This is a genomic window from Ferrovum myxofaciens, assembly GCF_013181415.1.
Lineage (GTDB): Bacteria > Pseudomonadota > Gammaproteobacteria > Burkholderiales > Ferrovaceae > Ferrovum > Ferrovum myxofaciens.
On sequence record NZ_CP053676.1, the window covers coordinates 1,190,941 to 1,216,345 of the forward strand.

24 protein-coding genes and 1 tRNA gene are annotated in these 25,405 nt (G+C 53.9%); 8 read left to right on the forward strand and 17 right to left on the reverse strand.

Features of this window, described 5'->3' with window-relative positions:
- Positions 1-2: 2 nt before the first annotated feature.
- The 3 genes from HO274_RS05785 to HO274_RS05795 form a co-directional block, all read right to left on the reverse strand.
- Positions 3-671, reverse strand: coding sequence for a queuosine precursor transporter (locus tag HO274_RS05785; RefSeq protein WP_420537393.1), 669 nt, complete (start codon positions 669-671; stop codon positions 3-5).
- 50 nt (positions 672-721) lie between these two features.
- Positions 722-2,176, reverse strand: coding sequence for a protein adenylyltransferase SelO (locus tag HO274_RS05790; RefSeq protein ID WP_273122089.1), 1,455 nt, complete (start codon positions 2,174-2,176; stop codon positions 722-724).
- A 71-nt stretch (positions 2,177-2,247) separates the two neighbouring features.
- Complete coding sequence (locus HO274_RS05795; protein ID WP_082783229.1) at positions 2,248-2,469, reverse strand: CDGSH iron-sulfur domain-containing protein; 222 nt, start codon at positions 2,467-2,469, stop codon at positions 2,248-2,250.
- Positions 2,470-2,544: 75 nt separating this feature from the next.
- Here HO274_RS05795 and HO274_RS05800 point away from each other — a divergent pair, with 75 nt between their 5' ends.
- Positions 2,545-3,000: a MarR family winged helix-turn-helix transcriptional regulator gene (locus HO274_RS05800; RefSeq protein ID WP_273122093.1), complete on the forward strand. Its 456-nt coding sequence runs from the start codon at positions 2,545-2,547 to the stop codon at positions 2,998-3,000.
- Here the strand turns inward: HO274_RS05800 and HO274_RS05805 are convergent, their stop codons facing one another.
- Together HO274_RS05805 and HO274_RS05810 are read right to left on the reverse strand one after the other, a co-directional pair.
- Complete coding sequence (locus tag HO274_RS05805; protein ID WP_031597974.1) at positions 3,001-3,270, reverse strand: RnfH family protein; 270 nt, start codon at positions 3,268-3,270, stop codon at positions 3,001-3,003.
- A 3-nt stretch (positions 3,271-3,273) separates the two neighbouring features.
- Positions 3,274-3,708: a type II toxin-antitoxin system RatA family toxin gene (locus HO274_RS05810; protein WP_273122095.1), complete on the reverse strand. Its 435-nt coding sequence runs from the start codon at positions 3,706-3,708 to the stop codon at positions 3,274-3,276.
- Between the two features lie 48 nt (positions 3,709-3,756).
- On the opposite strand from HO274_RS05810, the gene smpB reads away from it, so the two are divergent.
- A complete protein-coding gene (gene smpB / locus HO274_RS05815; RefSeq protein WP_031597977.1) occupies positions 3,757-4,200 on the forward strand; it encodes an SsrA-binding protein SmpB in 444 nt (147 codons plus the stop codon).
- A 168-nt stretch (positions 4,201-4,368) separates the two neighbouring features.
- Here smpB and icd read toward each other — a convergent pair whose 3' ends face one another.
- Entirely contained in the window at positions 4,369-5,610 is a 1,242-nt protein-coding gene (icd, locus tag HO274_RS05820) for an NADP-dependent isocitrate dehydrogenase (RefSeq protein ID WP_031597978.1), read from the reverse strand.
- A gap of 210 nt (positions 5,611-5,820) precedes the next feature.
- Between icd and HO274_RS05825 the strand changes: the two genes are divergently transcribed.
- The 3 genes from HO274_RS05825 (at position 5,821) to purB (ending at position 8,620) form a co-directional block, all read left to right on the forward strand.
- Positions 5,821-6,042 (forward strand): hypothetical protein, encoded by a 222-nt coding sequence (locus HO274_RS05825; protein WP_273122098.1) that lies wholly within the window; start codon positions 5,821-5,823, stop codon positions 6,040-6,042.
- Between the two features lie 16 nt (positions 6,043-6,058).
- Positions 6,059-7,186: a tRNA 2-thiouridine(34) synthase MnmA gene (mnmA, locus tag HO274_RS05830; RefSeq protein WP_273122099.1), complete on the forward strand. Its 1,128-nt coding sequence runs from the start codon at positions 6,059-6,061 to the stop codon at positions 7,184-7,186.
- A gap of 63 nt (positions 7,187-7,249) precedes the next feature.
- Entirely contained in the window at positions 7,250-8,620 is a 1,371-nt protein-coding gene (gene purB / locus HO274_RS05835; protein ID WP_420537394.1) for an adenylosuccinate lyase, read from the forward strand.
- Positions 8,621-8,794: 174 nt separating this feature from the next.
- Here purB and dcm read toward each other — a convergent pair whose 3' ends face one another.
- Positions 8,795-10,180: a DNA (cytosine-5-)-methyltransferase gene (gene dcm / locus HO274_RS05840; protein ID WP_273122103.1), complete on the reverse strand. Its 1,386-nt coding sequence runs from the start codon at positions 10,178-10,180 to the stop codon at positions 8,795-8,797.
- 362 nt (positions 10,181-10,542) lie between these two features.
- A complete protein-coding gene (locus HO274_RS05845; protein WP_273122105.1) occupies positions 10,543-11,433 on the reverse strand; it encodes an NYN domain-containing protein in 891 nt (296 codons plus the stop codon).
- A 504-nt stretch (positions 11,434-11,937) separates the two neighbouring features.
- Here HO274_RS05845 and HO274_RS05850 point away from each other — a divergent pair.
- Entirely contained in the window at positions 11,938-12,546 is a 609-nt protein-coding gene (locus tag HO274_RS05850; protein ID WP_031596405.1) for a glutathione S-transferase N-terminal domain-containing protein, read from the forward strand.
- Here the strand turns inward: HO274_RS05850 and HO274_RS05855 are convergent.
- The 6 genes from HO274_RS05855 to queA are packed head-to-tail and all read right to left on the reverse strand — an operon-like array spanning position 12,543 to position 18,499.
- On the reverse strand, positions 12,543-13,190 hold the full coding sequence (locus tag HO274_RS05855; protein WP_031596406.1) for a VTT domain-containing protein: 648 nt from the start codon (positions 13,188-13,190) through the stop codon (positions 12,543-12,545). The genes HO274_RS05850 and HO274_RS05855 overlap by 4 nt on opposite strands.
- Before the next feature lie 4 nt (positions 13,191-13,194).
- Entirely contained in the window at positions 13,195-14,130 is a 936-nt protein-coding gene (gene secF / locus HO274_RS05860) for a protein translocase subunit SecF (protein ID WP_420537379.1), read from the reverse strand.
- Positions 14,131-14,142: 12 nt separating this feature from the next.
- A complete protein-coding gene (gene secD / locus HO274_RS05865; RefSeq protein WP_062188060.1) occupies positions 14,143-15,963 on the reverse strand; it encodes a protein translocase subunit SecD in 1,821 nt (606 codons plus the stop codon).
- A gap of 31 nt (positions 15,964-15,994) precedes the next feature.
- A complete protein-coding gene (gene yajC / locus HO274_RS05870; RefSeq protein ID WP_273122108.1) occupies positions 15,995-16,315 on the reverse strand; it encodes a preprotein translocase subunit YajC in 321 nt (106 codons plus the stop codon).
- Positions 16,316-16,356: 41 nt separating this feature from the next.
- Complete coding sequence (gene tgt, locus HO274_RS05875; RefSeq protein WP_273122109.1) at positions 16,357-17,463, reverse strand: tRNA guanosine(34) transglycosylase Tgt; 1,107 nt, start codon at positions 17,461-17,463, stop codon at positions 16,357-16,359.
- The gene (queA, locus tag HO274_RS05880) at positions 17,453-18,499 is read right to left on the reverse strand and encodes a tRNA preQ1(34) S-adenosylmethionine ribosyltransferase-isomerase QueA (protein ID WP_062188062.1); all 1,047 of its coding nucleotides are present in this window, start codon (positions 18,497-18,499) and stop codon (positions 17,453-17,455) included. Before queA ends, tgt begins: the two co-directional genes overlap by 11 nt.
- A gap of 26 nt (positions 18,500-18,525) precedes the next feature.
- Here queA and HO274_RS05885 point away from each other — a divergent pair.
- Positions 18,526-18,612: transfer RNA gene (locus HO274_RS05885), tRNA-Leu, on the forward strand.
- A gap of 77 nt (positions 18,613-18,689) precedes the next feature.
- Here HO274_RS05885 and HO274_RS05890 read toward each other — a convergent pair.
- Both HO274_RS05890 and HO274_RS05895 read right to left on the reverse strand, forming a co-directional pair.
- A complete protein-coding gene (locus HO274_RS05890; protein ID WP_273122111.1) occupies positions 18,690-19,892 on the reverse strand; it encodes a hypothetical protein in 1,203 nt (400 codons plus the stop codon).
- A gap of 39 nt (positions 19,893-19,931) precedes the next feature.
- Positions 19,932-23,195 (reverse strand): DEAD/DEAH box helicase, encoded by a 3,264-nt coding sequence (locus tag HO274_RS05895; RefSeq protein ID WP_273122113.1) that lies wholly within the window; start codon positions 23,193-23,195, stop codon positions 19,932-19,934.
- A gap of 304 nt (positions 23,196-23,499) precedes the next feature.
- On the opposite strand from HO274_RS05895, the gene HO274_RS05900 reads away from it, so the two are divergent.
- Entirely contained in the window at positions 23,500-24,519 is a 1,020-nt protein-coding gene (locus tag HO274_RS05900; protein ID WP_051862088.1) for a YncE family protein, read from the forward strand.
- An 18-nt stretch (positions 24,520-24,537) separates the two neighbouring features.
- Here HO274_RS05900 and HO274_RS05905 read toward each other — a convergent pair whose 3' ends face one another.
- Positions 24,538-25,386, reverse strand: a complete 849-nt coding sequence (locus tag HO274_RS05905; protein ID WP_273122115.1) for a patatin-like phospholipase family protein — start codon at positions 25,384-25,386, stop codon at positions 24,538-24,540.
- Between the last annotated feature and the right edge of the window lie 19 nt (positions 25,387-25,405).

Here is a 25,405-nt window from a genome sequence, read left to right on the forward strand (position 1 = left end):
CGTCAAGGCTCAATGGAAAAAGGATTGAAATGGGTGTGGTCATCATAAAAATCTTCCTGTTCCACCCGTTTGAGGAAATTCACCAAAGCATAGGTGAGGGGAGTGGCCAGGGCTTCCCAAAATACCTTGATGCCATACTCCAGAATCGCCACCTCGATCAAATCCCGTGTTTCCCATATTCCGTAAAAAGCAATCCCGTAAAAAAGCAGTGAATCCAGGCCTTCCCCCACCGCCGTCGAAACGATGGCGCGCATCCACAACCATCGTCCGCGGGTCTTCACTTTAAGACGCGCCAGTACATAACTATTGGAAAAACTGCCACACCAGTAGGCCAGCATGGAACCGGCGGCAATCCGCCAGGTATTGCCGAATACCCCTTCCAGTTGCCCCTGAAAGGTTGCCATGAAGGCATTATGCGCGGGGGGTAGAGAGACAATCACCCAGGCCATGAGAGCAGCGAAGGCCAGAGCCGTAAATCCCGCCCAAACCACCCGGCGATCCCGTGCATAGCCATAGACCTCGGTGAGAACATCCCCGAAAAAATAGGAAATAGGAAAGAAGAGAACCCCCGCACCCACGGTGAAAGTCCTGAGACCCGGCACGCTGAGCGTCGTTTGTTTGGCTGCCCCAATCAGGTTGGTACACAACAGGATGCAAATAAAAGCCGCCATGATCAGATCATAATAGCGGTAGTGTCTCTCCTGTCCCACGGTTGGGACGGTCACGAGGAGCAACTCAGGGTCAATGCTCCGGACCAGTCCGGGGGCGCAAGCGCCCAGGCAGAAAATTCGGGATGCTCATCGCAGGGGGTACGCAGAACGCTTTCCAGGTTGCGGGCCATTGCAAAGTCTCCCTGTTGGGCCTGACGAATTGCCAATTCTGCCAGATAGGTGCGCAAAACATATTTGGGGTTGATGGTGCGCATCCCCTGTGCCCGTACCCATGCGGCACTTTCTTCCCGCGCACATCGTTCCCGATAGGCCCCTACCCATTCAGTCCAGGCAGAGGGGCCTTGAAATTCCTCCTCGTGTTCCAGACGGGCGGGTTCCGCCTGTACTTCATCCTGGGCCAGAAAGCGAAAGAAACGGGTAAAATCCACCTGATTTTGGTGTAGGAGAGCACGCAGGGATTTCACCAGAGACTGGTCTTCCGGCAACGGTTTCCGCCATCCCAATTTGCTGCGAAAACGGTTCAGCAGGGCGTTGGAAAATTGCGCGCTGTACCGTCCCAGCACGGTCTGTATGCCTTCCGCATCGTTGATCAACGCACTCAACGCACTGCCCAGGGCCGCACAATTCCAGGCTCCGATCCAGGGTTGTTGGTCATAGGCATAACGCCCCTCCTGATCGGAATGATTGACGATGAAATGCGGATCAAAACGGTCCAGAAAAGCAAAGGGTCCATAGTCAAGCGTGAGCCCCAGCAGAGACATGTTATCGGTATTCATGACCCCATGGCAAAATCCCACCGACTGCCAGGATGCCATGAGGTGAGCGGTGCGTTTCACCACCCCCTCCAATACACTCAATACTGGGTTGGACTGGGCTCTGGCCGAAGGATAATGAAACGTCATCAATAAATCGAGCAATCGCTGCAATTCAGCGGGAAAATCATTCCAGGCCAGGTGTTCCACATGACCGAAACGCAAAAAACTGGGGGCCACCCGTGCCAAAATGGCAGCAGTTTCCCGGGTTTCACGCCAAACAGGCAGAGAGGAAGTCATCAGGGCCAGAGCACGGGTAGTGGGAATTCCCAATCCCGCCATGGCCTCCGACCCCAGATATTCACGCAGGGAAGAACGCAGCACAGCGCGCCCATCTCCACGCCGTGAATAGGGCGTCACACCTGCGCCCTTGAGTTGAATTTCCTGATTTCCAGACGGAACCCGTCCCAGAGTATGGGCTCGTCCATCGCCCAGCAACCCTGCCCACTGACCAAATTGATGTCCGGCATAAGCACTGCACCAAGGCACTTGTGGACCATTTCCAGAGAAGAAGGCACTGGCTTCCGGCGTAGGATTTTCGGGCAAACCCAGTTCCTGCGCCAGCGTTGAATTCCATAATCCCCACTGAGGGTCAGGCAAACCTTCACAGCGCGTTTGGTGAACGAAACCCTCTCCCCAGTCATGCCAAAGGGGGGGTTGAAAAAAATCCCGGGGGGAAAGCGTCGTGTCCATACCATGATTCTAACGCGATTTAGACTTAAAATAAACTATCAGGCACCGAAGTGCCCGAACTGAGTGATGGGTCAGAGGATCGGCGCCAGGGTTTTATGGGTTCCATCACAGAAGGGGCTGTTGAAAGACTGGCCACAGCCACAGATGTATAAGGTTTCATCCTGTTCGGCAATGAATTGGCGGGGGCTTTTTCCAGACCCTTCATGGGAACCATTACACAACCCATCGGGGCTCTTTCCACAAACACAGAACCAATATTCCTGACCTTGCTTGACTTGCACTGCGTGAGGCATGATTTTCTCCTATACAATGGTGGGGTTTTCGGAAACTATATTGTACGCATTCGTACTAAATACGCAACCCCCTTTATGCCAACCACTGGTTTTGAATTTCTCCCTACATTGCGCGAATTGGTGCGCACTTATCAGGCTTTTGATGCCTTTTCGAGCGCCCATATCCGAAGGCTGGGACTGACCTCACCTCAGTTCGATGTCATTGCCACCCTGGGTAACACCCAGGGCATGAGTTGTCGGGATATCGGTCAAAAAACCCTGATGGTCAAGGGAACCCTGACGGGCGTACTCGACCGCCTGGAGCAAAAGGGCCTGATTTCCAGGATTTCCCACCCCACCGACGGACGCAGCACTCTGGTCCGATTGAGCCCTGCTGGCGAAGATCTGTTTGTTCAGGTATTTTCAGCTCATCTGACCCACCTGGAACCCGTCTTCGCTCAGTTGGGCCCGGGGCCCCTGGAGACCCTGCGCCAACATCTCGAACTGTTGCGCCACAGCCTGGAAAAACAGTCTGCTCCGCCCTCTGACTGATCAAGAAGGTTTCAATCGGGCACGGCGTTGGACCTTGGGGTCCACCTGGCGAGGCCGGTAAATTTCCACGCGATCTCCCGGGCGCAACGGGGTGGTCAAACTGCGGACCCGTCCCCATACCCCAATAGCCTCCCGCGCCCAATCGATGTCCGGATACGCTTCCAGCACACCTGACACCGCCAAGGCCTCTGCGACGAGCGCCCTGTCAGTAACCTTCACTTTCCGGATGAACTGGTGTTCAGGCAACGCATAGACCACCGTGACTTCCATGGTTCACCCTCCATACAGGTCGTCCGCACGCTTGACGAAGGCATCGACCATCGTATTGGCAATGGTATGAAAAACCGGTCCGACCAATTTTTCCAGTAAAAAACTGGCAAAGCGCCATTCCAGAACGAACTGGATGCGGCAAGCTTCTGTTCCCAGCGGAATGAATTTAAACTCCCCCTGCAAGTGCTGAAAGGGCCCCTTCTCCAGCACCATAACCATGGATTGGTGGGGCGTACCCTGATTACGCGTCGTAAAACTCTGACGAATCCCGTGAAAATTGATATGCAAGGTCGCAACCGTTTGATGTCCCTCCCGTTCATGGACCTCGGCAGCACCGCACCAAGGCAGGAACTGGGGGTATTGAGGGATGTCTTCCACCAACCCATACATCTTTTCAACGGAATACATCACCAATACTGACTTTTCTACACGCGTCACAGAGCCACCCTAGGGTAAAATGCAGGATTCCGCACAAGATACCCCATCATGAGCCTGATCGACAACCGCAAAGCCTTTCACGACTATTTCATTGAAGAACGCCATGAGGCGGGCATTGTCCTGGAAGGATGGGAGGTCAAGGCCATCCGCGCTGGCAGAGGGCAAATCAAGGAAGCCTATGTGGTGATCCTGGAGGGCGAGTTGTATCTGTTGGGGGCCCACATCAGCCCCTTGCCCACGGCTTCTACCCATATTCATCCAGACCCGACCCGAACCCGCAAGTTGCTCTTGCACGCCGAGGAAATCGCCAAACTCATCGGCAAGGTGGAACGGGCGGGCTATACGCTGATTCCCGTCAACCTGCATTACAACAAGGGACGAATCAAGGTCGAAATCGGGTTGGCCAAGGGTAAAAAGCAACATGACAAGCGCGAAGCAGAGAAAGAAAAAGACTGGGAACGGGAAAAGCAGCGCTGGCTGAAGCAACGCTGAGAAAACATCTTTGAAAGGCGACAGCGGAGGGTGACCGGTTTCAACGCCACTCCCCCGCCTCAGGTGAACATCACAAAGGCAACTGCAGCAAGAAAAAGAACAATGGTGATGGTCTCTAGCATGAGACCATGCTATCTTTACCCCGGATACCCTGTCAATACCTTTTATTTACGCCAAATTAGCGATCAGCGCCGCACCGAACCCCGAACAGGAAACCTGTTGGGCACCCTCCATCAGGCGTGCAAAATCGTAAGTCACGGTTTTGGCCTTGATGGTTTTTTCCATGGTGTGAATCAGGGCGTCTGCCGCTTCCACCCACCCCATATGGCGCAACATCATCTCTGCGGACAAAATCAGGGAACCGGGGTTCACATAATCCTTGCCCGCATACTTGGGGGCCGTCCCGTGGGTGGCTTCAAACAGGGCCACCGTATCGGACAGATTGGCACCTGGAGCAATACCGATGCCCCCTACCTGGGCCGCTAGGGCATCAGAGATGTAATCTCCGTTCAGGTTGAGCGTGGCAATGACATCGTATTCGGCGGGACGCAGGAGAATTTGCTGCAGGAAAGCATCGGCAATCACATCCTTGATGACGATGCCATTGGGCAAGCGCATCCAGGGTCCACCTTCCAGTAATTCAGCACCAAACTCCCGGCGGCACAGGTCATACCCCCAACTTTTGAACGCCCCTTCAGTGTACTTCATGATATTCCCCTTATGCACCAGGGTCACTGAACGACGTTGATTGTCCATGGCATATTGAACGGCCTTGCGCACCAACCGCTCCGTCCCTTCCCGGGAAACGGCCTTGATCCCAATGCCGGAAGTCTCGGGAAAACGAATGGACGTTACGTTCATTTCCTGCTGCAGGAAGGCAATCAGTTTGCGTGCCTCGGGGGATTCCGCCGGCCATTCAATGCCAGCATAAATATCCTCCGAATTTTCCCGAAAAATCACCATGTCGGTCTTATGGGGTTCGCGCACCGGACTGGGCACGCCGGTAAACCAGCGTACCGGTCGCAGACATACATACAGGTCGAGTTGCTGGCGCATAGCCACATTGATGGAGCGGATTCCTCCGCCCACCGGCGTGGTCAGCGGTCCCTTGATGGATACGACGTAATCACGCAAGACCTGCAAGGTTTCTTCCGGCAACCAGACATCCGGACCATACATCCGCACCGATTTCTCCCCGGCATACACTTCCATCCAGGAAATCTTGCGTCCACCGGCGTAACACTTCGCCACCACCGCATCCACCACGTTCTTCATGACGGGGGTGATATCCACTCCGATGCCATCCCCCTCAATGAAGGGAATGATGGGTTGGTCTGGAACGTCGAGCCCACCATGGGAATCGACAAGAATTTTTTCCCCTGTCACGGGGACCGCGATGTGCTGATACATAAGGGACCTCAACAAAAAAACCCGAACCGGGTGTTGGTAAAAGAACTTCCCCCCAATTATACGGCCCTTATCTCCCATTCGTAAAAACCCCTCACCCTCAATTTATTCCGCAGTCAACGATTTCCCCCTCTCTTGCGTTAGAGTAAACAAGGGAAGTCACAGCCGTTCAATCTCCCGACCTGTTATTACTGACTTTTTTAAGGAAAACCCATGAAGAAAATCATCCTTGCCACCCTGACCGGCCTCATGACCCTGGCAACCGTCGAAGTCATGGCTGCCGATGCGGCACCCAGCCAACCCGCTCCCGCTCCCATGGCAGCCCCGGCACCCGCCACCACGTCCGCTGCGGGAAAACCTGCACCAGCAACCCATGGCAAGAAAAAACACCATCATCATAAAAAGCACGCCAAGAAAACCGCACCGACCAACTGAGATTGAATCACCCAGCATGAAAGGCAGGGGGTCGCCTCTGCCTTTTTTCATTTCTTCGAGTTCCCAAACCATGTCCAAACCCCGTGTCATCGTTGGCCTTTCTGGCGGAGTGGATTCTTCTGTCAGCGCTCTGTTACTGAAGGAGCAAGGCTATGAGGTCATCGGTCTGTTCATGAAAAACTGGGAAGATGACCCCGAATGCACCGCCCGCGCTGATTTGGTGGATGCCGTGGCAGTGGCCGAGGTGTTGAAGATCGACATCGAAGTGGTCAACTTTTCCGCAGAATATCGAGAGCGGGTTTTTTCTTATTTCCTTGAGGAGTATCAGGCAGGGCGCACGCCCAATCCGGACATCCTGTGTAATTCGGAAATCAAGTTCAAGGCATTTTTGGACCATGCCTTGAATCTCGGGGCGGACAAGATTGCCACGGGCCATTATGCCCGCGTCCAGGAAAAAAATGGAAAGATCCAACTCCTGCGCGGACTCGATCCCGGCAAGGACCAAAGTTATTTCCTGTACCGTCTCAACCAGTCTCAACTGGCCCACACCCTTTTCCCGGTAGGTCATCTGCCCAAACACGAAGTCCGTGCTCTGGCTCAAAAAGCCGGCTTGGGAACCGCCACCAAAAAGGACAGCACAGGCATCTGCTTCATCGGAGAACGACCCTTCCGGGAATTTCTGGAACGTTACCTGCCCCGCCAGCCAGGCTCCATGGAAACGCCCGAAGGCAAAATCGTTGGCTGCCATCAGGGTTTGGCTTTCTATACCCTGGGACAACGTCAGGGTCTGGGTATCGGAGGCCCTGGAGAACCGTGGTTCGTGGCTGCCAAAGACCTGGAAAACAACCGCCTGATCGTGGTTCAAGGGCATGACCACCCCCTGCTCCATGGCCATGGCCTGAGTTCCGGACAACTTTCCTGGATTTCTGGCACACCGCCTTCTCCCGGCACCTACAGCGCAAAAAACCGCTATCGTCAAAAGGATGCGCCCTGTCATCTGACGTATTCCAGCGAGAATACCGTTGCCAACCTCCATTTCGATGATCCCCAGTGGGCAATCACCCCCGGACAATCGGCTGTTCTCTATCAGGGAGAGACCTGTCTCGGCGGCGGAATCATTCTGGGTCATCCCAACGGCGTGTGATCAAAATGGAACAAATGCTTGACCTTCGTTCTGGTAAAATCGGCCTTTTTGCGGATCGATGCCATGGCCCCTACTCCTCTGACCGCTTTGTCTCCTTTGGATGGTCGTTACGGTGTGCAACTGGACCCACTGCGCCCGTACTTCAGCGAATATGGTCTGATCCATTTTCGCCTGAAAGTTGAAGTGGCTTGGCTCCTCCATTTATCCCATCTCCCTGAAATCACGGAAATCCTCCCTTTTTCGGTGGAAAGCCAACACCAGTTGAATGCCCTGGTGGAGAACTTTTCCGAAAGCGATGCGGCACAGATCAAAGCCATCGAGATACGCACCAATCATGATGTCAAAGCCCTGGAATACTGGATGCGCGAACGCCTGTCCGGCAACCCGGAAGTCATGACCTGCGCCGAGTTCATCCATTTTGGTTGTACCTCGGAGGACATCAATAATCTGTCGCACGCGCTCATGCTGACCGATGCCTGCCGTAGCGTTCTGTTTCCCACTCTGGATGAATTGATCGCGCATCTGGAAGGGATGGCCAAGACCCATGCCCACCAACCCATGCTGGCCCGTACCCACGGCCAAACAGCCACCCCCACCACGGTGGGCAAGGAATTGATCAATGTGGTGGCGCGCCTGCAACGCCAACGTACCCGGCTCGAGCATATTTCCCTGCTCGGAAAATTCAACGGGGCGGTGGGCAATTACAATGCCCACCTCAGCGCCTACCCGGCCATAGACTGGCCTGGCGTGGCTTGTGCCTTCGTCGAATCCCTGGGGATCTCGTTCAACCCGTACACCACCCAGATCGAGCCTCATGATTCTCTGGCCGAACTGATGCAGGGATTTACCTTGCTCAACACCATCCTCATCGACCTGAACCGCGACCTCTGGGGCTACATTTCTCTGGGTTACTTCCGCCAGCAACTCAAGGCGGGAGAAGTGGGGTCCTCCACCATGCCGCACAAGGTCAACCCCATCGATTTCGAGAATTCCGAAGGCAATCTAGGACTGGCCAATGCCATTCTGGGCCATCTCGTCGAGAAGTTGCCTATTTCTCGCTGGCAACGGGACCTGACCGATTCCACCGTATTACGCAACCTGGGGGTAGGACTGGGCCACAGTTTGCTTGGTTACCTGTCCTGCCAGAAGGGTCTGAAAAAACTCGCCATCGATACCACACGCTTGAACGATGATCTGGATCATGCCTGGGAAGTTCTGGCCGAAGCTGTTCAAACAGTCATGCGCAAACATGGCATGAGCAATGCCTATGATCGCCTCAAGGAAATGACCCGTGGACAGGCCATTACCCGTGAAATCATGCAGAAATTCGTGCAGGAACTGAACCTGCCGGAGGATGACAAGGCGCGCCTGCTGGCCCTGACCCCCGCCACTTATACCGGACTGGCCGCCACGCTGACCCAGCAATACACCTGATTAACTCCGTTCCATCATTAACAGACCGGTCTGACCGGATGGGGAAGTTTTATGTCGGCTGCTGATGAAATACAAAAAGATATCGAGATACTATCCGAAGTCTTAACTTGCATCCCGTTTGAATGGGACGGCAAGCAGTGCATCACAGAAATGAAACGAGCGGGTAGCCCCCAATCAAAAAAGCAAAGCCAATTGAGGTTCGCTGTCAAATACCGCCGGATAAACTCCCAACAAAATCCCCGCCACCCTCTGGATCGTACCGACATTTACCGCATTCCCCAACTGTTTATAAGCGGCTTGCAAAGAAACGATCCCATTTTGGTATAGGTTATCCGGCATTCCCTGCAACCGACCGGCTTCCACCACCGTCAATTTACGATAAGCCGTTGCATGCTTTCTCAACATAGGCCCCACCACCGAAGTCTGGGTAATCGCCACCAACGCAGGCAAATAGGTGGGCGGCTTGACCCGGATCCCACTGGGACGAAACTGGATCACCAAGTCTTTCAAGGTACGCCCTTTCCGCCCCGGATGCTTTTTCCTGGCCTGCCATTCGAACTTCTGCCGTGAAACCGGGAACTCTGGCACGGTCAATTGCGCTGTTCCCCATTTCATTTGTTTCCACGCATCGATAAAATCCTTGTTTTCGACATAAAACCGCGAATTCTTGATCCGGAAATCCACTTCCCAAGAGGCCATCTCCGCAGTCAATTGTGGTTCTGGCTGAAACGCAAACGCCCAAATTGGAAAACCAGGCAACAGATCCTGTTCAATGGTTTCTACGAAATAGTTCCATGCGTCCAAATACATTTCCTCGTTCCGGCTTATTTCAAAATCTTCAATCTTGTCAATGCATTCATCGTCCTCAAGATACTCCGCGATCTGCCATAGATCCGGGTTCCATAACCTCTTCCCCTGCATTTCCAGATTAAACCGGACCAGATTATCGATTTGTCCTTTTTCCTTATCTTTTCGGACCCCCAGAACAAAGACACGCTCTCTCACCTGCGGCGCCCCTCCCAATTCCGGGGGTAACAGGTGGGGACTGAAGATGAGGGGATCTGAAGCCACCACATAACCCAAGTCCCGCAGTGAAGAAACAACCGTCCGCCAAGTATCAGCATGACGGGGACCCGCCAGATTCCGAACATTTTCCAAAAAGAGATAGGAAGGACGTTTGGCTTCAATGATCTGGAGGATATCGAAAAACAAGGTTCCTCGGGTTTTATCTTTAATTCCTTGTTGCTCCCCTGATTTGGAAAAGGGTTGGCAGGGGAAACCGCCACAAAGCACCTCATGATCGGGGACCAAGCGACTTATATCTTCGGGAGATAGGAGAGTTTTTTCGTCATCGATGACAGAGCGAGTCAAATGACGAATGTTGTTCATGAAAGGAAATTTTTCTTGATCAGGATCAAAGGTCTCCCGATAAATCTTGCGCGCATCTTCATCTATTTCACACGCCAGCACACACTCCCCTCCTAAAGACTGCAGAACGTGATGGAAACCTCCAATCCCGGAGAACAAATCCAGAAATCTGAAGGATGAAGCGTTATTCATTGAACTGTCCTATTTTTCAAACACTCTGAAGCGCCTATCATAACTCCAAACAGGCTGACCCTTGACACAACAAACACCACTCTTTTCGCCTTTGCAGCATCAACGTTACTTGGATTGTGTGCGCTTATTTGTTGCTTTGAGGGGTTCCCCCATAAATCCAGCCATTTAATAGTTGCCGCGACTCATCGATTACTTCTGATGCCGTCAACCCTATCGGCCCGATTCCTTGTTGCACCAACTTGTCTGCAGCCGCACCGTGCAGGTAGACGGCCAGCAATGTCGCCTGTTGCGGGCTGAATTATTGCGCGATCAAAGCGGTGATCATGCCTGATAGCACGTGTTGTCTCCCATCCCGGCGCTGCTTAAACCGGGATTGTCGGTGGGATTGATAAATCAGTCGTTGCCGTACGGGCTTTTACCGCACGCACAAATAATCCGCGAAGGTGTCGCATTTCATCTCCGGAGAGCCGACGGCCGAGGTTGGCGGAGGTTTTCGCCACTAGGCAACGGTCATACTCTGGAGGAACGATTTTCTGGGTCGAGAAGTGCTGAATTAACTGTGCCAGTTGCTCCGATGCGATGTTTTCCAGAATCTCTTTGATAACTGGGGCAACTGCCGTGTCAATTTCTTCAGTTGTTGTCTTATCGGTAGTAGGTATGTGAGAGACAGGAACAACCGGAGTGGCAGAAGCACTGGCCTTCCGTACTGTGGGAATTAACTTCAGATGATTGGAGAACCAGTCTCCATCAAGAGTGTCCACGGAATCGGCTTCCATCTGCAAGGATGGGCTGACATTTTTCGCTGGATCGCCAGCAGCGAGAATATGCACGCGGACGCCGAATGACTGAGCTACATGGACGGCAATACGCAAGTCCTCATCGCCCGTCACCACAACGGCATTGGCGATAGCTCGATTCCGTGCCAGATCGATAATGTCCGTCACTATCAGGGAATCAACCCCCTTTTGTTCGCCAGCACTATTTAGGGCACCAAGCCGCAATTTGACACCGGTCAGCATGGCGAGTTCGGATTGTTCCAGGGTGAGACGTGGGCCGGGCATTGCATCGTACCAATAGGTACGGAGAAGCGGGAGATTGTCTGCTATGGCCGAGGCTTTTGCACAAAGAGCAACCAGCATTGCAGTTGACGATTTCAAGGTGACTTGTTTGCGTGGTGTGTGGTCGCCAAAGGCGGCTTGAGCGCCAGCAGCGAAAAAATAGCCGGCATCGACGAAGATGGCGTAACGGTCCATTATGTATCCTTTCGGAGTTAAGAATAAGAAATAGTAAAGCCCCTTTCGGGGCTTTGTGTAGGCTACTGCGCCATATAACGTAGTGGACGCAGCAGCGAGGATTGGATTGTAGCACCTGATACCAGAAGCATCAATAGCACACCTATAAAAATTACCTTCATGTTTTATTATATCAGATAATCAATTAGTTAGTAGATATAGTGACGAAAATTTTTGCGTTTTTCGAGGTACCCTACCCACTAATTTATTGGCACCAATAATTAACTGGCTGTTGGAAACAGTCTTACCCAAATTCCCGGCACACTGATGGACGGTGAATTTTGCCGAGTTATAACGAGTGCTCATGGCATATCCTTTGGCGCAAGGCCGGTATCATACAGACTGTGAAATCAGAGAACTAAGTTCCTGGGCCGAGGGTATTGAGTTTCGCAGAGGTCATCAAGGCGGTGGAGAAAGGACTACCGTGTATAATTCCTCAACTCTTCCATCACAGGATCATTTGTCATGAAACTTCTGGGTTCCGTCACCAGCCCCTTTGTCCGCAAAGTGCGCATCGTCTTGATTGAAAAACATATCGATTTTGAACTGGTGGGCGATGCCATGACAGGGGATGCCCCTTTGATCGAAAAGCATAACCCCCTGGGCAAAATTCCCGCTCTGGTGCTGGATGACGGTCTGACCCTGTTCGATTCCCAAGTCATCACGGAATATCTCGACGCCATCAGCCCGGTGGGGCACCTGATCCCGGACAACCCGCGCGAACGTGCGGTGGTCAAGCGCTGGGAAGCCATGGCCGATGGAATCCTGGATGCCGGGGTTGCCATCGTCCTGGAAAAACGTCGTCCGGAAACGGAACAAAGTCCCGCCTGGATGGAAAGACAACGGGGCAAGATGGAACGGGGACTTGCCCAGATGTCCAAGGAGTTGGGCACCCGCTCCTGGTGTACCGCCGAGGCCCTCAATCTGTCCGATTTGGCCGCCGGAAGCCTTTTGTTCTGGCTGGATTTCCGTTTTCCCGAATGGCTCTGGCGTCAGCAATACCCCAACCTGAACGCGCTGGCGAACAAATTGGGGCAACGAAAATCATTCAAGGAAACACTGCCCAATCCTTAGCGGGAACGGCGCAGAGTATGGCGCAAGGTCGCCACTCCAATGGGAAGCAGAGTCAGAGCCACGATGCCCAGAATCATTTCCGTGAGGTGCCCTTTGACAAAGGGAACATTCCCGAACCAATGGCCCGCCAGCAACAAGGACCCCACCCAGGTAATGGCGCCGATGGCATTGAAAAAAGCAAAACGCCCATGGGCCATATCCCCTACCCCTGCCACGAAAGGCGCGTAGGTACGCACGATGGGGATGAAGCGGGCCATGACGATGGTTTTTCCGCCATGATGCTCGTAAAAAGCATGGGCTTCAGCCAAGTGCCTGGGATTGAAAAGTACGGAACGTTCCCAGTGAAAGACCTTGGGCCCGATCCAGCGCCCGATCTGAAAATTCAGTTGATTGCCCAGAAAAGCGCCCGCTGACAACACCACCCACAACAGAGGAAGATTGAACGGGCCGGGAGTCAAGGCATTTCCAGTAGCCACGGCCCCTGCCACAAACAGCAGTGAATCTCCTGGCAGCAAGGGCGCAATCACCAGCCCCGTCTCACTCAATATGATCAGAAACAGAATCAAATCGGCGGCATACCCATACTGCTGACTCAGTGCTACCAGATGGTCATCCAGATGCGCCAAAAAATGAAGGATATCCACGAAATTATGGGGTATCCGGAAGTGTGTTGGTTTTTCTGTCGCTCACCAGAAAATCAGCACGGGTCATGCCCAGTGCCATGGCAATGGGACTGGCCACCAATACAGAGGAGTAGATCCCGAAAAGAATTCCGATGGTCAATGCCAAAGCAAAATAATGCAGGGCTTCTCCCCCAAAAAAGAGCATGGAAGTCACCATCAACTGAGTGCATCCATGGGTAATAATGGTCCGACTCATGGTCCGCGTGATGGCATTGTCGATGACCTGGGAAACCGACGCCCCGCGCATCTTGCGGAAGTTCTCTCTTACCCGGTCGAACACCACCACGGATTCATTCACCGAATACCCCAGAATGGCCAATACCGCAGCCAGAACAGAAAGAGAAAACTCCCACTGAAAAAAAGCAAAAAATCCCAGAATGATCACCACATCATGCAGGTTAGCCACGATGGTGGCCACTGCCGGTCTCCATTTGAAACGCAGAGAAAGGTAAATGACGATGCCCAGAGAGACGAACAATAGAGCGGCAGAGCCATCCTTGACCAACTCATCGCCGACCTGAGGCCCGACAAATTCCACCCGGCGCACCTGCAAAGAGGCATCCTGTTGCCGCAATGCCTGACGCACCTTTTCCGAAAGGGCGCCACTGCTGACTCCATGACGCAGTGGCAAACGAATCAACACATCATGGGAACTTCCAAAGTTCTGCACATTCGCATCGTGCAACCCCAACTGCTTCAGGCTCAGACGCATCCCCGTCAAATCGGCCTGACCCGCCGTATGGACTTCCATGACGGTGCCGCCAGTGAAATCCACTGAAAAATTCAGGCCCTTGCTGTACAGAAAAAACACCGCCAATAAAAAGGTGATGAGCGACACCGTGGTGGTGTATTTTCCCCAACTCATGAAGGGAATGTCACGTTTCATCCGAAAAAATTCCATAGCGTCCTCAGGTCACATGCCGATGGAAAGGTGATCGATCTTGCGGCGGCGTCCGTAGATCAGGTTGATCAAAGCGCGCGAAACCAATACGGAACTGAACATGGAGGTCAGTATCCCAAGCACCAACACCACGGCAAACCCTTTAACCGGCCCGGACCCGAAAGCAAATAGCGCCAGACCGGCGATCCCCGTGGTTACATTCGAATCCAGAATAGTCCCAAAGGCCCGGTCATAACCCGCATGAATGGCTGCCCCTGGCGAATTTCCATTGCGCAATTCTTCCCGAATGCGCTCGTTAATCAGAACGTTGGCATCAATGGCCATCCCCACGGTCAACGCAATCGCTGCCATGCCTGGCAAGGTGAGGGTGGCCTGCAGCAAGGATAACAACCCCACCAGCAAAAGAACATTGACTGCCAGGGCCACCACCGATATGGTACCGAACAGGGCATAATAAACCACCATGAAGACTGCAATGGCGGCAAATCCGATCCATGTGGAATGGAAACCCCGGGCAATGTTTTCCGCCCCCAGACTGGGCCCCACGGTCCGCTCTTCCAGAAAATCCATGGGTGCCGCCAAGGCCCCTGCGCGCAGCAATAGCGCCAGATCATTGGCCTCTTTGGAACTTTGCAAACCGGTAATCTGAAAACGTGCCCCCAGTTCATCCTGTATGGTAGCCACGCTGATGGCTTCGGTCTTGCTCTTTTCCAGAAGCAGGATGGCCATGCGTTTTTTGAGATTGTCCCGAGAGACCTGACGAATGATGCGCGCGCCCTTGGCATCCATGCTGATATTCACAGTGGGACGATTGCTTTGGGAATCAAAGCCCGCACCGGCATCGGTAATGACATCCCCGCTCAACACCACCGCTTTGCGCACGAACACCGGAATTCCCTGCCGATCCAGCACCAGAAAATCGCCAGGGGGTGGCATCTGGGTTACCGAAATGGGGTTGGGATGATCTTCATCCACCAGATGGATTTCCAGAGAAGCCGTTCGACCGATGATGTCCTTGGCCTTGGCCGTATCCTGCACGCCAGGAAGTTGCACGATGATGCGGTCCGCACCCTGCTGCTGAATGATCGGTTCCTTGGCACCTAACTCGTTGACCCGATTACGCAAAGCCAGAATGTTCTGTTTTACCGCCTGATCCTGGATGGCCGTACGGGTTTCCGGCTTCAAGGACAACACCAGATCCCCCCCTTCGGCCTTCAGATTCATATCATGATGGATGCTTTCCAGAACCTGCTGGGCGGAAGACAGGGATGCTCCATCATGAAAATGCAGTACCAACCGTTCCCCATCCCGGCTCAACCCGTCGTAGTAAATCTGTTTGTCCTGCAACTCGGACCGAACTTCCGCTCCATCCCCTTCCAATCGCTTGGTCAGCGCGGCCTGTTGATCCACCTGAAGCAAAAAATGCACCCCCCCCGACAGATCCAGGCCCAGATACATGGGTAACGCGCCAATCTCCGACAACCAGGACGGAGAATTGGGTACCAGATTGAGCGCCACCACATAGTGCTGAGGCTGTCCCTCGGGGTTCAGCACATGGTCGATGATGTCGCGCGCTTTCAATTGGGTATCCGTATCGGCAAAGCGTACCCGCAACCCGACCCCATCGAGGGAAGCACGGGTCTCGGCCAACTGAGCCACCTTCAGGGCCTGTTCCACCTGATTTTGTACTTCCGGACCCACAGGTGGAGTGGTGCCCAAGGAGGAGATCTGGACAGCGGGAGATTGACCGAAAAAGTTGGGCAGCGTATAAAGTGCGCCCAGAGCGATCACACAAAAGATCAGCAGATTCTTCCAGAGCGGAAAACGATTCATCAAAATTCCTGGTGCGACCTCTGGGGCCGGTTTATTTGAGACTTCCCTTGGGCAGCAAATTGCTGACGGCAGAGCGCTGAACCTGTATCACGGTACCCTTGGCCACTTCGAGGCGAACAAAATTGGCATCGATTTCAACAATCTTGCCGATAATCCCCCCCACCACCACCTCATCTCCCTTGCTCAGGGACTCCAGCAAGGCCTTCTGTTCTTTCTGACGCTTCAACTGGGGGCGGATGATCATGAAATAAAGCGCCAGAAACATGAACGCGATAAAGAACAGGTTGATTCCCATATCAGGGGTAGTGGCTCCACCACCGAATACGTTAGCAAAAGCATTTTCGATCAGCATGTGTCTCTCCAAAAAAACTTCACGATTCTAACACGATAGGATCACTTCACTCCATGTGCACGATCGGCCTGAAATTGTTGGGTGAATTTGGTGAAGGTGCCGGTTTCGATGGCCGTGCGTAATTCGCTCATCAAAGTCTGATAGTAATGCAGGTTATGCAACGTATTCAGACGTGCCCCCAGCATTTCTTTTACCTGCTGGAGATGATGCAGATAACTGCGCGAAAAGTGTTGGCAGGTATAGCAGAGGCAAGTGGGATCCAGCGGCCGGCCATCATTCTTGTACCCGGCATTACGAATCTTGACGTTCCCGAAGCGGGTAAACAGCCAGCCGTTGCGCGCATTGCGCGTGGGCATGACGCAATCCATCATGTCGATTCCCGCAGACACCGCGTTCACGATATCCTCCGGCGTACCCATCCCCATCAGGTAACGTGGCTTATGGGCTGGCAACAGGGTCGGTGTATGGGCCAGAATACGCGCCCGGTCAGCGGGAGGTTCTCCCACCGACAAACCGCCGATGGCATACCCCGGGAAATCCAGTGCCACCATTTCTTGCGCCGAGATTTCACGCAAGGATTCGTACATTCCGCCCTGGATGATCCCGAACAGGGCATTGGGATTTCCTTCGTGACCGCGCAGGGAACGATCCGCCCAGCGCAGGGATAATTCCATGGAATTGCGGGCTTCTGGCTCTGTGGCCGGATAAGGCGTGCACTCATCAAAGGCCATGACGATGTCCGAATTCAGGACGCGTTGAATCTCCATGGAGATTTCCGGGGTCAGGAACAGACGATCACCATTGAGGGGGGAACGAAAGATGACCCCCTCTTCCGAAATCTTGCGCAATGCCCCCAAACTGAAAACCTGAAACCCCCCCGAATCGGTCAGGATCGGAGCTTGCCAGTTCATGAATCCATGCAATCCTCCCTGCGCCCGAAATACTTCCAGTCCGGGGCGCAACCACAAGTGAAACGTATTCCCCAGAATGATCTGTGCCCCCAGGGCCGTCAACTCATCGGGGGTTACGCCCTTGACCGCCCCATAGGTTCCCACTGGCATGAATACGGGCGTTTCCACCACGCCATGGGGCAAACTCAGGCGAGCCCGACGCGCCTTGCCATCCTGAGCCAATACCTCAAACTTCATCTTTTTCTCTTTCCAACAACATGGCATCCCCATAACTAAAAAACCGATACGCCTGTGCAACGGCATGGGCATAGGCCTGCCGCACCGCTTCCATCCCGGCAAAAGCACTAACCAGCATGAGCAGGGTTGAACGGGGTAAATGAAAATTGGTCAGGAGGCAATCCACCACCTGAAAACGATACCCTGGGGTAATGAACAAGCGGGTTTCCTGAGACCCTGCACATAATTCCCCCTTGGCTGCGGCGGATTCCAGTGCCCGCAAACTGGTGGTCCCCACCGCCACCACCCGCCCACCTCGCGCCCATGTGCGCCGGATGGCCTCCACCGTTTCCGCAGGGAGATTGAACCATTCCGCATGCATGTGATGATCCGCCAGACGCTCCACGCGCACGGGTTGAAAGGTTCCGGCCCCCACATGCAAGGTCAGGGAAGCCGTTTCAACACCGCCAGCGCGCACCGTCTCCAGCATCGCTTCATCGAAATGCAACCCCGCCGTGGGAGCCGCCACCGCACCGGGATTCCGGGCATAAACGGTCTGATAGCGCTCTGCATCCACCACACCCGCCGCATGATCAATATAAGGAGGCAACGGCAAGGACCCCACCTGTTCCAGCCAGGCATGGAAGTCCGGCCCGGTCTCCCCATCCATCAACGCAACCCGGTAAAGGTCTTCAACTTTTTCCAGGACTTCCCATGCCCGGCCATCGGCAAAACGGATCAAACCTCCCGCACGGGGCGCATGACTGGCACGAATCTGCACCCAGGCTTCAGAGGCCGACACAACCCGTTCCACCAAGGCCTCGATCCGCCCGCCGCTGGCTTTCTGGCCGAATACCCGCGCCTTGATCACGCGCGTATCGTTAAAAACCAAAAGATCACCCGCCCACAGCAACTCGGGAAGTTGAGCAAACCACTGATCCCGTAACCCACGCGCGGACAAATGAAGCAACCGGCTGGCACGCCGCACCGCCGTCGGCGTTTGGGCGATCAGATGGGGTGGAAGAATATAATCGAAATCACTCGTGCAGAAATCCATGGAGCGCATTATAATGCACGGCTACTGCCCGGGTGGCGAAATTGGTAGACGCATCAGACTCAAAATCTGACGCTGGCGACAGTGTGCCGGTTCGAGTCCGGCCCCGGGCACCATCAAGTACCACGATATCCCTCAATCACCTTCACGGCGACAGGGTCTTCATTGCCCGGCCATTCGGGCAGTGACAAATCTAAACCCTCCGCAGGTACATGGCGAAAAGTCCGGGATGGGCTTGCTTGAGTTTCTGGCGCAAAGCCATTGTCCGTTCCGAAAGCGCTCCACCGCCTACCAGCAAAGTGTGCAGAGCGGTATAAGCTCGACCTGCAGTATGCGCCTGTGAAACTTCTTCCGCAGTTAAGGCATTGCAGGTTTCCGTCCTCTCCAACAGCAGCCAGACGGGGAAGAACGGCGTACTCAGTTCAGATTCCGCTTCAAGGTTACGATAACGTTCCCAGTCTGGCCGCAATTCCTTGTCGGGCAATGTCCCGCTTGCCAGCGCCTGTTCCATCTGGACAGGAAAATCCCAGCACATCCTGCACCAAGCGGCCAGCGCTGCCGGGCGGTTGCCAAGGTAAAACAAGGCTTCCGCCAATCGCAGACGCAATACCGGATCAATCTGCCACACCGAATCTTCAAGCACCGATTCCTTCACTCCGGCCCAGTCCTGGGCACGAGCGAGCGGGTAACTGGCATGCAGCAATGGCGTCTCTGCCACAAACGGACGCCCACGCAAGGCATCCGCCATCCTCCGCCAGAACGGCGCCAGAAAGTCTCTCGCACCGACACCAAGCGCTCCTGTTGCCAGCGGCACCAGGTATCCTTCAAGATATTCGATTTCAGAAAAATAATCGTCCACTGGCTCGAACTGTCTTTGAGCAGCATTGCACAGAACTTCCAGCATGCCCAAACGCGGATGGGATGGATCCGTTTCCAGCAACCTGTCCGTTAGCCGGATCGCCTCTTCCACGCGGCGCGACGACAGCGCATCGACAATGCCGTTGACCAGCACATTGCCGGAGTTGTCCATGAACAGGTCGAGTTGAACCTCGTTACCACCGCGCCGATAATGAACGCAGCACAACTCTTCAAACTCCGTATCGCTGGAAAATCGTAACGCTTGCCCAGCCTTCCCCTCCCAGGAAAGAAATTCGCGCCGGTCCGCGTGCAAACCCAACTTCACGGCGTAGCGACCAGCCTCAGTCAACAATGCACGTATACGCACAGGATTGCCTGCCAGCACCTCCTCCAGCGCAATGACTCGACCATAGCGCCAGGCTTCATAGTCAGGATAGGACAGCCGCCCCTCGGCAAGCAACAACTCGACTGGGGAGTAAATACCTTGCTCCAGCAGGAGCCGGTCGACTTCAAAACAAATTTTCCGGAAATCTTCCATTATTTTCAATGAATCCACTCGCTCTTCACTATCCCTGATTTATCCTAGGGGTTCGAACAACATCGTCAAGTCCTCCGCAGTCATTGGCGCGCTGACTTCCCCACCGTCTTCCAGTACGCCTTGTGCGAGATCTCTTTTCCTTCCCTGCATGCTGATGATCTTCTCTTCCACCGTGCCTTCGGTAATCAGTTTATAAACGAACACCGGGTTTTCCTGGCCGATGCGATGGGCTCGATCGGTAGCCTGATTTTCGGCTGCGGGGTTCCACCATGGGTCGTAGTGAATGACGGTGTCGGCAGCGGTAAGGTTCAGTCCCACGCCACCCGCCTTGAGACTGATCAGGAACAGTGACACCTCGCCGTCCTGGAAACGATTTACGGGCGTAGCACGGTCAATGGTATCACCCGTGAGTTTGACATAAACCAGACCGTGCCTGGCCAGTTCCAACTCGATCAACGTCAGCATGGAGGTGAATTGGGAAAACAGCAGGATGCGTCGCCCTTCTCCCAGCATATCCGGAAGCAGGCTCATCAATAATTCCAACTTGGCTGACTGATCCACCCGTTTCGCTGTGGGCAATTTGAGAAGTCGAGGATCGCAGCATACCTGACGCAATTTGAGCAACGCATCCAGGATCACGATCTGGCTGCGGTTCACGCCTTTCTTGTCGATTTCCTGTCGCACTTTTTCGTGCATGGCTATCCGAATGGCTTCATAAAGATCCCGCTGGGTGCCGTCTAGTTGGCAATAACGCACAATCTCCGTTTTCGGAGGCAATTCTCTGACCACTTGTGCTTTTGTTCGGCGCAACAGAAATGGCGCGATACGCCGTACCAGAAGACTGCGCCGTTCGTTATTACCCTGTTTTTCAATGGGCGTACGAAACAGTTTGCGAAAACTTTTGTCGTCGCCAAGCAATCCGGGCAGCAGGAAATGAAACAGCGTCCATAATTCGCCCAGATGGTTTTCCAGTGGGGTGCCGGTGAGCGCAAGTCGATGGCGCGCCTTGATCTGATGAACAATGCGGGTGGCCTGCGACTTGGGGTTCTTGATGATATGCGCCTCATCAAGGATCAGATAATAAAATTCCTGTTCTGTCAGTACATCCTTGTCGCGCAGCAGCAAAGGGTAGGTGGTAAGCACCAGATCGTAATCGCCAATGGACTCGAAATGCTGCTTGCGCGACAAACCCTGCAACACCAGCACGCGCAACATCGGCGCAAAGCGCTCCGCCTCCCGCTGCCAGTTGAACATCAAACTGGTGGGCGCCACCACCAGGCAGGGCCGATTCAGTCGATCAGATTCCTTTTCCAGCAGTATATGCGCCAATGCCTGCACAGTCTTGCCCAAACCCATGTCGTCGGCGAGGATTCCGGCCAAATCGTATTCGCGCAAAAATTGTAGCCAGTTGAGGCCTTCCTGCTGATAGCCGCGTAACTCGGCTTTCAGGCCGAGGGGGGGAGCGACCGGCTGGATACCCTCGAATTCGCGCAACTTTTTCCCCAACGCTCGCAGCCGTTCCCCACCCATCCAGCGCAGGCCGGTAGCAGCATCGTCCAATTCTGCCAAACGCGCGGCCTGAACGAGTGACAACTCGAAGCGCTCCGGATTTGCATCTTTGTCGTAAAGTTCGACCAGTACGGAAAGAATGCCACGCACACGGGAGGAGGGTAACAATAGCAATCGACCATCGGGCAGATGACCGATAATGTCCTGATTCCCATCCGCCATCTTTGCCAGTGCCTCGACAGTCAACTGCTCCGGGAACTGGCGAATCATGTTCAGCAGAACAGGCAGCAGATTCACTGCATGGCCATCCACCTGTATCCCCAATTCCAGACCAAACCAATCGTTGCCACCGCCCTCCTCCACAGTGACGGTCCAGTCTTCCACTTTGGCAAAATTAAAGCGGAAATTTGCGTCCATGTCCACACGCCAGCCTGTGGCCCGCAACTCAGGCAGATCATAGAGACAAAAATCGATCCAGCCTTCATCCTCGTCATCAAGGACAAAGCCATCCGGGTATTTTTTGCCCAAATGCTGATCGTATAACTGGGACGGAACGAACCCCACATCGACAAAATCATCGAGAAAACGCTGTTCGACATCAGTATTGCGGATGATATGGAGCAATTCCGAACCAATACAACGCGTGATTATCTTGTCCGTGGACGCTCCACTGATGCGAATACCGTCATAATCGAATTCAACTTGCGCCAACTCGATGATTTTCGGGCTGGTTGGGTTGCTTCTGACGTATCGATCGTAATAGAACGGCACGGGTAGGTCGATGCTGGACAAATGCAGGCAGGGAACCGGAAGAAGATCACTGATTTCCCGCTTCTGCAATATTTGCAGCAATGGCGCCCTGGTCGAAGGCAGCCTATGCGCCAACTCCATCCCGAGACGTCCTGCCAGATTGGCCGGTATGACTGGCGCGTCAGCAAGCGCATGAGCGATTTTGTCGGGAATACCGGTATCCAGTTCGCCGCAGACCCTTGCGTTCTCATCCAGATACCAGGGAGGAGAAAACGGTAATACGCGCGCTGGCAAAGACATTTCAAAAGTCAGCCGCTGGTTGCCAAGTTCATCCATCACCCACATCGGCTGCGCCGTGCGTTTTTCGCTCATGGAAAGGGGCTTGGAATCTGTGGTATCCCAATAGCACCTGCCCGTGGCAATCATTTCTGTTGCCACCTTGGCACCCATCTCCCCTCTCAATCCCATCTGTGAATAACCACTCGTGCGCAGCATATTCATGCTGGCGATAATTTCCTTATCACGTCCCGTGAAATAGCGCGGCGGCGGATTCTGGTTATTGAGAACGCTGTGATGAGGTGATGCCTTGCCAAAACCGCCGGCCTTGAGCAACTTGGTGGTAAAAAAATGTACCTCTAATTGTGGTGGCGTGCTGCGGGAATTCCTGAGAACATAGAGCAGACGTTGTGGCACATCATCGGACAAGATATCCCTATCGATCGTCGGTCGGGTTGCCAGTTCGATTTCTTTCAGCCAAGTGGTGATTTCGTGGGGCAGTGCCGGCTCATCAGATTTTTTTTCGGCAAAATCCGTCTGAGCAGCGTTCGTGGGTGCGGGTGATAACGACAACGCTCGTGCACTGAGCAGTGCCGCAACCACATGCTTGCAATTATATCCCACTGGACAACTGCATTCACCCTCGATCCGCGTTCCGCCACCCGGCTGTGCCTGAAAACGAATATAGACACGGTAGCGGTTGCCGCCAGAACCACCAACAACCGCAGAAATCAAACTGCCGTCCTTCGGGATTTCCAGCGTAATCACTTTACCGTTGCGAGAATATGCTCGCCCGCGTTCCAAACAAGTGCTTGAGAAAGCCCCAGAAAAATCCTGCGGGGTAATGGTTGAAAGCATCAAGGTAACCTCTTATTCAAGTTGACGCCCCCCCGACATGATGGTCTTTATGGGCACGGGCAGTACCGGCAGGGCTTGCCGCGCATCGGGTCATTCTGATACCCTCGCAGTATTCAAGTGGGAATTATGGGGATTAATGTTGAGCACGGCAAGGCTCTCGGAGCGTCTCGCCACCCGCCATGCACAAGCAAGTCCAGAAAAGCGAACAAAGACCATGATCAAAGATATCCCCGGTTCTGCTCAACTCTGGTTTTGCCTGCTTCTTTTGTGGGCCCCCTTCTCCGCCCAGGCCTCGGAAATCCCCGCCTGGCCGCTGAGTACCCTGCGGGATATCCCGTTACCCGGTCACTCAACGCGCTGGGATTATGTCACCTTCGATCCTGATTCTCACCAACTTTTCCTCGCTCATTTAGGGGATGATACGGTGGTTGTGTTTGATACCCGGGAATTGCGAGTCATCGCCACCATTCCTCAAGTCAGTCAAGTGCATGGAGTTCTGTACATTCCAGAACTTCACCGACTCTATGCCTCCGCCACTGGCACCGATGAGGTGGTGGCCATCGACAGCGTGTCCCACCAAATCATCGCTCGCATCCCCGTGGGGAACCATCCGGACGGCCTGACCTATGTGCCAGGGGAACATGAACTTTTCGTTTCTGACGAACATGGCGGAACAGATACGGTGATCGATGTCCTCTCCAACACACGGAGGGCCACCATCCCGCTGCAAGGTCAGATTGGAAATAGCCAGTATGATTCGGCATCCGGTCATGTGTTCGTCAACCTTCAAACCTTGGGGCAACTGGCAGAAATCGACCCCAGGAGCCATCAGGTTCTGGCGCGCCATCCCCTTCCCAAGGCCCATGGAAACCATGGACTATGGGTCGATTCCGTCCACCAACTGGCTTTTGTGGCCTGTTCGGACGACAACACCCTGATCGTCTTCGACCTTGAAAATCACAGGACGATCGCCACTTTCCCCGTCGCCCGTGATCCCGATGTCCTGGCCTACGATTCCGGTTTGAACTGGCTCTACGTTGCCGGAGAATCTGGTGAAGTATCCTTGTTTCAAATCCACGGAAGAACCGTCACCCCCTTGGGAACGGCCTGGCTAGGGCCCAATGCCCACAGTGTGGCCGTCGATTCCGACACCCATCGCGCCTGGTTCCCTCTGTGGAATAAAAAAGGCCCGTCGGTACTCAGAATCACCTACCCCACCACGACGTCACGCTGATATTTGGTTCTCAAACCTTCAACGGATCATCTGCAACGCCGGCAACACACTGGCAACGCTTTTGTATCCCACTTCAATAGCCTCTACCCCGCGATGGAAATCAAAAAACCCCACATGACCCACCTTAGGGGTAATGAGAACATCCGCCGGATCCCCCGCCAACCGTCCGCGCGAAATACGTAATTGCATGATATTGATACTATTGCTTAGAATTTCACGCAAGGAGGGTTTCGTCATTTCGGGACGCATCCAGGGTTGAAGAAGGTCCGTGTTCAAATCCACCGCAATGACAAATTCAGCACCCATTGCTCTGGCCAGAGACACCGGGACAGGATTGACCAACCCCCCATCCACCAAAAACTTTTCGTCTCGCCATACCGGAGGAAACAGTGCAGGAAAAGCAATGGAGGCTCTCATGGCTTCTATGGCCGAGCCTTCGCGCAACCAGACCTCCATTCCCGAGTGCAGACACGTCGCCACCGCCCCATAAGGCAGAGCCAATTGGTCTATGGGGCGATCCACGAAGTGAGTTCGAAAATACTCGATCAGTTTTTCTCCTTTGATCATTCCTCCCTTCAAACTGACATCCAGCAGTGAAAAGATATTCCTCAGGTTCATGTCAACCAACCATTGTTTGAACCTGTCCAGTTCGCCTGCCGCATACACCGCACCGACCAAGGCTCCAATGGAGGTTCCACAGACCAGATCAGGATGAATACCCGCATCTTCCAAGGCTTTGATCACCCCCACATGGGCCCAACCCCGGGCCGCGCCACCGCCCAGAACCAGTCCGATCCTGGGTTTTTTCGGAACCGCCGGGGCAGAAACCTTGGTCGTTTCGGCATCAAATCTCTTCAGAAAATGCATTCCCTCTGTCCTTCAATCA